Source organism: Pantoea sp. K16 (genome assembly GCF_048452805.1).
In the GTDB taxonomy this organism is placed as follows: domain Bacteria; phylum Pseudomonadota; class Gammaproteobacteria; order Enterobacterales; family Enterobacteriaceae; genus Pantoea; species Pantoea agglomerans.
The window spans coordinates 278,855-290,516 of the sequence record NZ_JBLWNV010000002.1; the positions used below are offsets into that span (position 1 = coordinate 278,855).

9 protein-coding genes are annotated in these 11,662 nt (G+C 54.1%); 4 read left to right on the forward strand and 5 right to left on the reverse strand.

Annotated features, from left to right (window positions below; genetic code table 11):
• Nucleotides 1–427: 427 nt before the first annotated feature.
• The 3 genes from ACK13D_RS03975 to ghrA form a co-directional block, all read right to left on the reverse strand.
• A complete protein-coding gene (locus ACK13D_RS03975) occupies nucleotides 428–1,123 on the reverse strand; it encodes a hypothetical protein (RefSeq protein ID WP_418795755.1) in 696 nt (231 codons plus the stop codon).
• Nucleotides 1,124–1,727: 604 nt separating this feature from the next.
• The gene (locus tag ACK13D_RS03980; RefSeq protein ID WP_418795756.1) at nucleotides 1,728–2,465 is read right to left on the reverse strand and encodes a phosphatase; all 738 of its coding nucleotides are present in this window, start codon (nucleotides 2,463–2,465) and stop codon (nucleotides 1,728–1,730) included.
• 39 nt (nucleotides 2,466–2,504) lie between these two features.
• On the reverse strand, nucleotides 2,505–3,446 hold the full coding sequence (gene ghrA / locus ACK13D_RS03985) for a glyoxylate/hydroxypyruvate reductase GhrA (protein ID WP_010669887.1): 942 nt from the start codon (nucleotides 3,444–3,446) through the stop codon (nucleotides 2,505–2,507).
• Between the two features lie 210 nt (nucleotides 3,447–3,656).
• On the opposite strand from ghrA, the gene treA reads away from it, so the two are divergent.
• Complete coding sequence (gene treA, locus ACK13D_RS03990; RefSeq protein ID WP_010669886.1) at nucleotides 3,657–5,342, forward strand: alpha,alpha-trehalase TreA; 1,686 nt, start codon at nucleotides 3,657–3,659, stop codon at nucleotides 5,340–5,342.
• Nucleotides 5,343–5,533: 191 nt separating this feature from the next.
• Entirely contained in the window at nucleotides 5,534–7,633 is a 2,100-nt protein-coding gene (locus ACK13D_RS03995) for a TonB-dependent siderophore receptor (protein ID WP_418795758.1), read from the forward strand.
• A 67-nt stretch (nucleotides 7,634–7,700) separates the two neighbouring features.
• Here the strand turns inward: ACK13D_RS03995 and ACK13D_RS04000 are convergent, their stop codons facing one another.
• Nucleotides 7,701–7,949 carry a GlsB/YeaQ/YmgE family stress response membrane protein gene (locus tag ACK13D_RS04000; RefSeq protein ID WP_031375306.1) on the reverse strand — a complete coding sequence of 83 codons (249 nt, stop codon included), beginning with the start codon at nucleotides 7,947–7,949 and terminating at the stop codon, nucleotides 7,701–7,703.
• Between the two features lie 210 nt (nucleotides 7,950–8,159).
• Here ACK13D_RS04000 and ACK13D_RS04005 point away from each other — a divergent pair, with 210 nt between their 5' ends.
• A complete protein-coding gene (locus ACK13D_RS04005; RefSeq protein WP_031592913.1) occupies nucleotides 8,160–8,894 on the forward strand; it encodes a flagellar brake protein in 735 nt (244 codons plus the stop codon).
• Between the two features lie 96 nt (nucleotides 8,895–8,990).
• Nucleotides 8,991–10,121 carry a mechanosensitive ion channel family protein gene (locus tag ACK13D_RS04010; protein ID WP_031592912.1) on the forward strand — a complete coding sequence of 377 codons (1,131 nt, stop codon included), beginning with the start codon at nucleotides 8,991–8,993 and terminating at the stop codon, nucleotides 10,119–10,121.
• A gap of 112 nt (nucleotides 10,122–10,233) precedes the next feature.
• On the opposite strand, the gene ACK13D_RS04015 is transcribed toward ACK13D_RS04010, so the two are convergent.
• Nucleotides 10,234–11,652: an L-fucose/L-arabinose isomerase family protein gene (locus ACK13D_RS04015; RefSeq protein ID WP_061901553.1), complete on the reverse strand. Its 1,419-nt coding sequence runs from the start codon at nucleotides 11,650–11,652 to the stop codon at nucleotides 10,234–10,236.
• Nucleotides 11,653–11,662 lie beyond the last annotated feature (10 nt).

An 11,662-nucleotide genomic window follows, 5' to 3' on the forward strand; every position in this document is an offset into this window, starting at 1 on the left:
ATCCACCCTTACACCTGGCTATCTCAGCCAGAAAGTGAGTTCATACTTCAGAAAAAATCTTAAAGCAACTGGTTAATTTTGCATAGAAAACTTCAGAATACATCATCCAGCAACTTCTGATTCTGATGAACTATTAGCCAGGCGGAATGAAGATATGCAATAACAGGCTAATCAAACTCGTAAATTTTCATAAAAAAATAGAATAAAATAAAAAGCACTTTTCATACGGGGGCTTACCTCCACTAGTAATAGCGAAAATATTTTCCACAAAAATAAATAATTAAAAGGATCCATAGAAAAGCGAACAGCAGACCATATGTAGGAAAAACGCTTACAAAAAAAATGGCCCCGACCAGACCGGCCGCTGGTGGTATAAGTCCAAAGAAGGATTGACTTACCCAGGCATATAGCCAGCGAAGGATCGCCTTCATTTTATTAAAATCTTGTTTAGTAGATTTAAAATCTGCTCTTCGCTAGTGGAACCTGAATTTTTCAAATAGATTATTTTAGACATTTCCGGCTCAATCAAATAATAGAACATTTCTAAATTAGCATTATATAAGTCGAAGTAATACTCCGCATCATCGAAGCGTAATTTTCTTGCTGCTTTTGTGGCAATCTCAAACTTACCATAAAATTTAAAAGCGGTTACGGCATACGAACTTGTAGCATTAATTACATTAATATGTGACTGTTTGAAATCCCGGGATTGTGTAATAACGAGCGCGATTAACTGTGCTATAGCAAGTTTAGAGAATTTACCAGAAGCATAATCAGACGCTTTTTCAGCTAACAGTCTCTGTATGTTCTGAATGCCTGTATCACCAATACGGCTCAGTTTTTGTCTGAAGTATATTTCTACCATCTCTAAAACCACGTCCTGCCGGGTAAACAGCATTCTGAGTTGCTTCAGGTATCGCAAATCTTCCTGCTTAAGTTGATTACAAACATCCTTGTAGTCATCAAAAAAGCATGAACCATAGCCGCTTGCACGTTGAGCGCCAGACACAATCCCCCTTCCTGTATCAAGCATTGTTTGATGTAACTCAGCAAGTGCCTTCTCAAAGTTAAGCGCAATGGTTCGCTCTGCCTGAAGTTTAATCTTAAGATAAGACATGCTCATACTCATCCCTTTGTGTAGAATTCCTTATGCAACGATTGTATACTGAAGTGAAAGGTATGCAAAGAGAATGGCTTATGAAAAGGATCAAGTGGCTGGCTTTATACACCGTATTTACTCTATTTTATCTTATAGTGATCCCGGAAATCATCTTCAGAACCCTTTCGGAAGATGCTTACATGAAGCTCGGTGAAATCGTAAATCCATTTCAAATTTTCCCTTCAACAGCGAATGCATTATTCATAGCAATAATAATTTCAGCTTTGCTATTAGCATGGTTAACTATTAAATTAGTAAAGCGCGTTACCAGGCGTGGTAATTCTACGCTTTGATCTAACGCGATCAATAAAGAGCAGAGTAGAACTTAAAGTTTACGCCATTACCCGCCCGGACGAACCGCCCCGTTGACATTGCTAACCCGAACGATTGAGACCATTTTTCAGTTATTAAGTGCTCTCTCAGCTTTAAGCTTCAGGTCTTGCCACACGCCCTTTCCGGGCTGATAAGAGAACACGTTACGGTAAAATACTCGCCTCAGTCATTATATCCCCGCAGATAAAAGCGGGGATTTTCATCATGGTGAGCGTGTTGCTTACCTGGCATGGCGCTAAAAGTCAGCCAGTTCAGCAATATGTTTGCCGCTGCGCAGCTCCAGAAAGTCGAGCAGGCGACGCGGCGTGACATTTAACACCCGATCCTCAGGAAAATCCACCTCGCGGGCGATGCGCAGGCAATGTTCAAAATTTCCGAGCGTAAACGCGGTGTGGGAATCGGAGCCAAATGCCAGACGTCCACCGGCATCGCGCACGGCGGCGGCGATAGCCCGACAGTTCGGTTCACTGCCCGGACGCGAATGGGTAAAGGAGGAGTTGTTCAGCTCCAGCGCCACATCGTAGTGCGCGGCTGCCTCGGCGATAGCCGTGATATCGACCGGGAATTTCGGGTTGCCTGGATGACTGATGATATGGACCAGCCCGCCCGCCATCGCAGCGATCATCGCATCCGTGTGATGTTTCCGGTCGCGCGGCGCATAAACCGGCTCGTGAAAACCGGCGACGATCAAATCCAGCGCATCGAGCATCGGGCCGGAACAGTCGATTTCACCCTGCTGATTTTTAATATTGGCTTCGATACCGCGCAGAATACCCATGCCGTCGATCACGCGCGGCCAGACGCGCATATTAATGAAGTGCCAGTAGTGCGGCGCGTCGGCCATGTCGGGGCCGTGATCGGTAATGGCAAACAGTTTCATGCCGGTTTGCTTCGCCTGAGTCACGTAGTCGTGCAGCGTGCTGTAAGCATGGGTGCTGGCGATGGTGTGCATATGCAGATCTACCGGATACATCCTCTTCTCCTGCTGATTGCCCCTGACGGGGCCGGTTCATTAATAGCCGCGCTGACGATCCACCCTGCCCTGCGGCGGCTCGCCTGCCTGGTCCTGGGTGATGGCGCGGGCGATGTAGTCGATAGCTTCGTCGATCAAGGTTACCGCCGCATTATGGGGCGTGATCGTGACGCGCGGATGTGACCAGAGCGGATGCGCTTCCGGCAGCGGTTCAACCTGAAAGACATCCAGCGCCGCCGCTTTCAGCTGCCCGCTATTGAGCGCGGCCAGCAGATCTTCTTCCACCACCTGCGCGCCACGCGCGATGTTGAGGAAGAAAGCGCCGTGCGGCAGCTGCTGTAAAAAGTGGTGGTCGATAAGATTAATGGTCTCGTGCGTGCTCGGCAGCAGGTTGATCACCACCCGCGTCTCCTGCAGAAAGGCAGGCAATGCATCGCGACCGGCAAAGCTGGTCACGCCATCAATTTCTTTGGGTGAGCGGCTCCAGACGCGTAACGGGAATCCCCAGGGTTTAAGGCTTTCCGCCACACTCTGCCCCAGCACGCCCGCCCCCAGGATGCCGATAGTAAAGTTTTCACGCGTGTAAGCGGGGAGCGGCTGCCAGCACTGTTGCTGCTGCTGGAGACGGTAGTCGTCAAAACGACGGAACCAGCTCAGTACGCTGTGAACCGCATACTCCTGCATCTGCCGCGCCATGCCGGTATCTTCCAGCCGGTACAGTGGCACGCTGTCGGGCAGCATCTCAGGGTTCTGCTGCAGCTGTTTCAGAATCTCGTCCACGCCTGCCCCCAGCGCAAAGACGCCGCGCAGGGTGGCGCGTCCCTGTAGCATTTCTGTGGGGGGCGAACGGACCAGCGCGTAATCAGCCGGACCATTATCGCCTGGCTGCCAGGCACGCACCCGCGCCTGGGGCAGCCGCTGTTGTAAACCGTTAATCCAGGCCGCTGCAGACTGCGACGGGTGATACCAGATGATCTCCATCCTGCTCTCCTTTTTTTCTTTCAGCGTCAGGGAAAAGTAGGGTGAGAGCAAGAAAAAACCAGCGTAATAAAGCGGTTTTTTCCATAAAAATAATTCCCGTGGCTTCACATTTCCGGCTCGCTTCAGGGTGAAGTGGTCAGATAAGGTCTAAAGTTGGTCCTGTGGTCAATGCGTTACGCGCGGCCGCGTTTCGGACAAGGAGAAAAACCGATGACAAAAATTGAGGTAAACGCCGCTCCACGGCGTCAGCGTTATGCGCCCTTTCTGCTCACGTTGCTGCTGAGCGTACCCGCCTTCACTGCCCAGGCCGACGACAACAGTCGCATGCTGAATAATCAGCCGCAGCCGCCTGACGTTCGTTTAGGACCGCTGTTTAATGCCGTGCAACAGGCGAAGTTCTATCCCGATCAAAAGACCTTTGCGGATGCGGTGCCGAAATTCGATCCCGCCTCAATTCTTGCCGACTGGCAGATGCAGAAGAAACAGCGCAATTTCGATCTTAAGCGCTTTGTGGATGCCAACTTTACCCTGCCCGCGGCTGGTGACAAATATGTGCCACCAGCCGGACAAAACCTGCGTGACCACATTGATGGCCTGTGGCCGGTGCTGACGCGTACCACCAGCAGCGCCGGTCAGTATGACTCGCTGCTGCCGTTGCCCAAACCCTATGTGGTGCCAGGCGGGCGCTTCCGTGAAGTCTATTACTGGGACAGCTACTTCACCATGCTGGGGCTGGCCGAGAGCGGACACTGGGATAAAGTGCAGGATATGGTGGATAACTTCGCCTCGCTGCTCGACCGCTATGGCCACATTCCCAACGGCAACCGCAGCTACTATCTGAGCCGGTCACAGCCGCCGTTCTTCAGCCTGATGGTCGATCTGCTGGCGACGCACGATAACGGCAAAGCCTATACCCGTTATCTGCCGCAGCTGCAGAAAGAGTATGACTACTGGATGGCAGACAGCGATAAAGTCGCGGCGGGCGCAGCCAGCAAGCGCGTGATTAAGCTGGCGGACGGCAGCCTGCTCAACCGCTACTGGGATGCGCGCGACGTGCCACGTACAGAATCCTGGATGGATGACATTGCCACCGCCCAGAAAGCGCCGCAGAGGAATAAAGCCGAACTCTACCGTGAGCTGCGTTCCGGTGCGGCGTCGGGCTGGGATTTCAGTTCGCGCTGGTTTACCGATGCGCATAACCTGTCGACAATTCGTACCACGCAGCTGGCCCCGGTTGACCTCAACAGCCTGCTGTTCCATCTGGAGCAGACCCTGTCGAAAGGCTATCAGATGAACAAGCAGAGCGATCTGGCGAAGCAGTTTGCCGATCGCGCGGAGAAGCGCCAGGCGGCGATCAACCGCTATCTGTGGGACAGCAAACAGAACTGGTACGCCGATTATGACTGGCAGAAAAAGCAGGTCCATCCTCAGCTGACTGCTGCCGCGCTGTTCCCGCTCTATCTGCAGGTCGCCAGCGATAAGCAGGCTGAAAGCACCGCCAGCGCGGTAGAAAAACAGCTGCTGAAACCTGGCGGTCTGGTGACCACCACCGTGAACAACGGTCAGCAATGGGATGCACCCAATGGCTGGGCACCGCTGCAATGGGTTGCCGTGGAAGGTCTGGAGCACTACAACCAGCCGAAACTGGCGAAAGAGGTGGGATTACGCTTCCTGCAAAACGTCCAGAACACCTATGACCGTGAGCATAAGCTGGTGGAGAAATATGTCGTTGATGGCAAAAATCTCGGCGGCGGCGGTGGCGGTGAATATCCGCTGCAGGATGGCTTCGGCTGGACCAACGGCGTCACGCTGAAACTGCTGGATAAGTACTGCCCGAAAGATAAAACCTGTAACAGCGCCCACGATATTCCGCAGGCGTCTGCCTCACAACCTTAATCCTCTCTGGATACCTCTGGCCTTGCCGGGGGTATCCCCACTTCATTTCCGCGAATTTTACTTGACCTTCTTTCATCAACAGGCAAAATTGCAGCCAATTTACAAAAGGTAATAATTCTCATTATGATAATGAGATTGCCTATCAAAGCTTTTATTCACCTGCCTGAACCTTTGCCAAGAAAGGAATTTTGATGAAACTGTCATTGTCGCTGAAAGGTTATGTTCCTCTATGCACCCTGGCGCTGACCGCGCCTGCTCTGAGTTATGCTGCCGATATGGTGGTAACCGCGCAACCGCAGGAAGATTCGACCTCGCCGACCCAGGGCTATCTGGCGACGACCAGCCAGGGCGCAACCAAAAGCGATCGTCCGCTCATCACCACGCCGCAATCGATTTCCGTGGTTACCCGTCAGCAGATGCAGGATCAGGGCGCGCTGACCCTGAATCAGGCGCTGGGCTATAGTTCCGGCGTCTTCACCAACTTCGGCGGTGCCGCAACCCGTTACGACACTATTGCACTGCGTGGCTTCCATGGCGGCGATGTCGATAACACCTTCCTCGACGGCATGCGGCTGATGAGCGACGGCGGCAGTTTCAACGGCCTGCAGGTGGATAACGCCTTCCTTGAACGCATCGACGTGATCAAAGGCCCCTCTTCTGCGCTCTATGGTCAGACGGTGCCGGGCGGACTGGTGAACATGGTCACCAAGCGTCCTCAGTTCAGCGAAGAGGGTCACATCCAGTTGCAGGCGGGCAGCAACGCCACTACCGGCACGATGTTTGACTACACCAATGCCATCAACGATCAGTGGGCGTTTCGCCTGACCGGCGTAACCCGCAACAGCGATACCCAGTACGATCACACCCGCGAAGAGAAATATGCGCTGATGCCGCAGCTGATGTGGCAGCCGGATGAAGATACGCATCTGATCCTGAAAGCCTATCTGCAGAAGGATCCGTCGGGCGGCTATCACGGTTCGGTACCGGGTGACGGCAGCCTTACCGAACACAACGGCTACAAGCTGAGCAACGGCTTTTATGAGGGCAACAGCGATCTCGATCAGTTCAAGCGTCGCGAGCAGATCTACAGCTTCGATTTCGCCCATCGCTTTAACGACGTCTGGTCATTCTCCTCGGCCGGCAGCTACAGCCACTCGAATGTCGATCTCGATCAGGTCTATCAGATTGGCTGGGACAGCGTGAATCCCGATCTGCTGAACCGATATTACTCTGGCGAGCGCTCTTCGCTCTCGGCCTGGTCCACCGATAACCGCTTACAGGCAGAGTTCGGCACCGGAGAACTGGAGCACCGCGTCACCCTGGGTGCTGAGTATCATCGTTATAAAAATGAGATCACTGCCGCTGGCGGCTCTGCCAACCAGCTTAATGCACGGACTGGTGAACAGGTTGGCGACATGCCTGATTACACCTGGGCCGATAAAACCCGTCGCTACTATCAGACCGGCCTCTATCTGCAGGATGAGATGAAGCTGGATCGCTGGCATCTGGATCTCTCCGGCCGTTATGACCGCATCGTCGCCAATAACAGCGGCAATGAGCGTCGTCAGGATGATCACATCAGCGGCCGTGCAGCACTGCTCTATGCCTTCGACAACGGTATCTCGCCTTACGTCAGCTGGAGCCAGGCGATTACCCCGACCGCGCTCACCGATCCCAACAACAACCTGCTGAAGCCGACTACCGCCGAGCAGTATGAAGCCGGGGTGAAATATCAGCCGGTCGGCACCCGCGATCTCTATAGCGTGGCGGTCTATGACCTGACGCAGAAAGATGTGGCGAACCGCGACGTGCTGACGGCGACTTATACGCCATCAGGCAAAGTGCATTCACAGGGCATCGAGCTGGAAGCGCGTAATCAGTTAACCCCGCGTCTGAGCACCGTGGCGAGCTATACGCTGAATCATCTGCGCTTTAAAGAGTCGGTGGATGGCAATGACGGACATACGCCATATGTCACACCCAACAGCATGGCTGCACTCTGGGGTCACTATCAGTTTGATTACGGTCTGAGTGCGGGTGCGGGCGTGCGTTACATCGGCAAACAGTGGGCGGACAATGAAAACACCACGCGCGTGCCGTCTGTTACGCTGTTTGATGCGTCAGTGCGGGCCGATCTCGGCGTCTGGAACAACAGCCTGAAAGGTGCATGGGTGCAGGTCAATGCCAATAACCTCACAGATCGTACCTATGTAGCAGGCTGTTACGGCACGGGCTATTGCTACTGGGGCGCAGAGCGCAGTGTAATGGCGACAGTCGGTTACGACTTCTGATTGCAAAATAAGAGATAAAAAAAGGGGACGAATCGCTTCGTCCCCTTTTTCGTTTAAACCTTTACGGTCAACTGCGTACTTTGCGGTAGATAAACAGCACCACGATGGCACCGATAACAGCGACCACAAAACTGCCGAAGTTAAACCCATCGACGCGGCCGAAGCCAAACAGCGTACTGATCCAGCCACCCACTACTGCACCGATAATACCCAGAACGATAGTCAGAATGAAACCGCCACCGTCTTTACCCGGCATAATCCACTTCGCCAGAATACCTGCGATTAAGCCAAAGACGATCCAGGAAATAATACCCATCTGTTACTCCTTCCTTTTTATGATTAAATCGTGAACGCCTGATTAATCAAGCGGTTTACCGCGATAAGTATAACCCGCTTTTCAAAAAATGCCTGCCTGCTCACAGTTATTATTGATGAATGGCATGCTAAAGCTTTTTTTAGCGGCGCCGATAACCGAGACGAGGCAAAAAAACCGCATCAATAAAGTAACCCCCTTGTGGAGCAGGACGTGAAAGAAGCCGACCAGGAACAATATCTAAAACGTGGCACGCTGGCGGTTCTTGGCGTTATGAAAGATCTGCTGCGATTGCAGACGCCATTACTGGTGCGCTTTCCGCGTGGGCAGTTTATCAGCCGGATGCTGGCTGCCGATGAAGATCGCCTGCTGTTTGACCTCGGCAGTAATAATCTGGATAACGATTATGCCCTGACCAGCGACGATCTCAGTATCACTGCGGAAACCTACGGCGCTAAGGTGGAATTCAGCCTCGCCGCGCTGGAAATCGTGGAGTTTGAAGGGTTACCCGCTTTCAGCGCGCCGCTGCCAGACCTGCTGTGGCAGATCCAGCGACGTGAGTTTTTCCGTGTCTGCGCCCCGCTGGAGCCGCAGTTCTGGTGTCATACCGTGTGGCCCGATGGCAGGAAAACGCGCCTGCGTCTGCAGGATCTGTCGCTGGGCGGTATCGGCGTGCTGGTGGATGAAGCGCTGCCGGACGGGTTGCAGGACGGTGACAGCTTCAACCCGTTCCGGGTCGAGCTGGGCGAGTATGGCCATTTTGACGTGCCGGTAAAGCTGCTGAGCATTGGCGAGCGCAGCGTGGTAACCGGCAAAAATGAAACCCGCATCACACCGCGACTGAGCTTTCGTTTTGCCACGCTGAACCCGGCGCAGGAGCGGCAGCTTCAGCAGATTATTTTTGCCCTTGAGCGCCTGGCGCGCGATAAATCGACCCGATTCCAGTAACCGCTTTACGGATGCGCCATACAGGTGGGCCGCATCCAGGCTATGCTTCTTGCTTGTTTTCTTTTAAACCGGAACCCAGCAAGGAGACCCTCCCCAATGGAAAACTGGCTCTCTTCACGTCGTTTTCACTCCCTCTTTTTTAATCAGGAACTCTGGCTAAACAGCGCCATCGTGGTGGTGTCCACGCTGGTGATTTACTGGATATTACGTACTCTGATTCGCTTTATCTCCAACCGGATTGCCCTTTACAGCGAACATCGTCATGTTCGCGCCACTGCGATTCTGGTGGAGATATTGCGCAGTACCAGCCAGACCCTGCTGCTGATCTTTTCGCTACTGATTGCCCTGAAGTTTGTCGATCTGCCCGCGTCGTGGAGTGTAACCATCGCGCACGGCTGGTTCCTGGCGCTGATTGTGCAGCTCGCTCTGTGGCTCGACTGTGGCATCCGGCTATGGCTGAAAAGTCTGCTGCGTGACCCGCTGCACGTGCGCAACCCGGTCACTACGGTGATCCTGGGGATTCTGCTGCGGGTAGTGGTCTGGATCATGATGTTCCTGGCCATTCTGTCGAACATGGGCATCAACATTACCGCACTGGTCGCCAGTCTCGGGGTCGGGGGTATCGCGATTGCGCTGGCGATTCAGACGGTACTGAGCGATGTATTTGCTTCACTGGCGATAGGCTTTGATAAGCCGTTTGAGCATGGCGATTTTATTGTCTTCGGTGACATTGCCGGTTCCATCGAGCATATCGGCCTGAAAACCACCCGACTGCGCAGCCTGAGTGGCGAGCAGATTGTCTGCTCAAATACCATTCTGTTGCAGCAGACGATCCACAACTACAAGCGCATGCAGCAGCGCCGCATCGTCTTTAAGTTTGGTATCAGCTACGCCACGCCGTCAGAGCAGGTCCGGGAGATCAGCCCGCTGGTGAAAGAGATTATCCAGGGCGTTGAGACCACCCGTTTTGACCGTGCCCACTTCCTGGCCTTTGAGGATTCAAAACTGACCTTCGAAGTGGTCTATTTTGTGCTGGATGCGGATTACAACAAGTACATGGATATTCAGCAGGAGATTAACCTGCAGCTGATGGCAGCACTGGAAGAGCGAAATATCCGCTTCGCCTTCCCGATTCGTCAGGTGGAGTTCAGCGGCGGCAATCTGCCACCGGTGGATCTGGTTGCGGTGCAGAATGACGATGACGAGGTGCGCAGAATGGCGCGCTAAATCAGTGCCCGCCTTTCTTTTTCAGAAGTGGCGGGCATACAAGCCGGTGCGGGCGGAATCGTGACCGCACCGGCTGCTTCATCCCCTGCATTCAGCCGTTCCGCCTTACCGCTTACTGATGCCGGTAGCAGCTCACGCCGAGATACTCACTGAACGCTTCCTGCAGCACACCAGCCGTGGCAGAGTGGTTCATTGCCACATGATGCTCAAAGCCGTTACGGCAGATCCACGCCAGCAGTGTCTCCAGCTGCGGCACCTGGATCACCGCACGGCAACCTACCGTGTCCAGCGGATCGGTGACCGACATTCCCTCTCCCACATAGGCTTTGATTTCGCCGCTGAAGTCGTCGGTAGAGAGGCGGAAATAGGTCAGATCGCCCTGCTTCATGCGGCCATGCACTGCGCCACAGGTGTTCTCTTTGCCCACGGTGGTGCCGATGATATCCGCCGTGCCCATGGTCGCTGACTCCAGGCTGGCGCTGGCGAAATTACCACAGTGAAACAGCACACATTTGTCCCGCTCGTCGCCAAAGTTGTTGTTCCAGTCTGCCAGCGAGGCGGGGTTCAGCGAGCAACTGGCGAGCGCATACATCGACAGCGCCCCCATCACATCCACTTCGCAGGCGCTGGGCATCAGCTGGCCCGACATCACGCTCATGATTGAGCAGACGTTAATGCCCAAGTTCTCCTGCAACGACGTCCAGCACTGGATGGCGGTGGTATCGATATCGTTGTCGCTGATCCACTCGCTGATCACCACAAACAGTTTGGCCATGGTCACCAGTTTTTCACCCGGAATACCCCGCGCATCGGCGTTGGCCTCCAGGATTTCACGCTTCTCTGCCACGCGGATATCGTCATCGCGCAGCCGGTTGGTGCGGGTAAAGATCTCCGATAAATCCAGGGTCTCCACCGCGATGCCCATCTTCTCCAGCAGCTTTTCGCTGTAGCGCACGGTGTTGAATCCGGCGGGCCGGGCACCAATTGCCCCGACGCGTACCCGGCGCATAGCATTCACCACCCGACAGAGCTGGCTGAACCGCTGCAGATCCTGCATAAACACGTCGCCGCTCAGTGCGCAGACGTGCTGGCGGGTCAGCGTAAACGGGATGCCATATTGCCGCAGGTTGTTGCAGAGCGAAATTTTGCCGCAGAAGCTGTCGCGGCGGGTCGCCAGCCCCATTTTATCCAGATTGTCCTCTTCGGCCTGCACCAGCACCGGCACATTCAGCCCGGCGAGACGCAGCGCTTCCGCGATGGCTTTTTCATCACCAAAGTTTGGCAGCAACACCACAATGCCGTGAATCGCTTCGCGGTGCTGGCGAAACAGCGCGGCGCAGGTTTTCGCCTCCTGACGCGTCTCGACGCCGCCCAGATTGGTCTGGTTCTCATCCAGCATCACCGTATTAATGTTCATCTTTTCAAACAGCGCGACCGCCTGCTGGCGCGCCTCGCCCACCAGATAGCTGGGAAAAAAACCCCGGTTGCCAATAATGACGCCGAAGGTTAACTGCTGAGGAAGTGTTGACATGGCTCTGCTC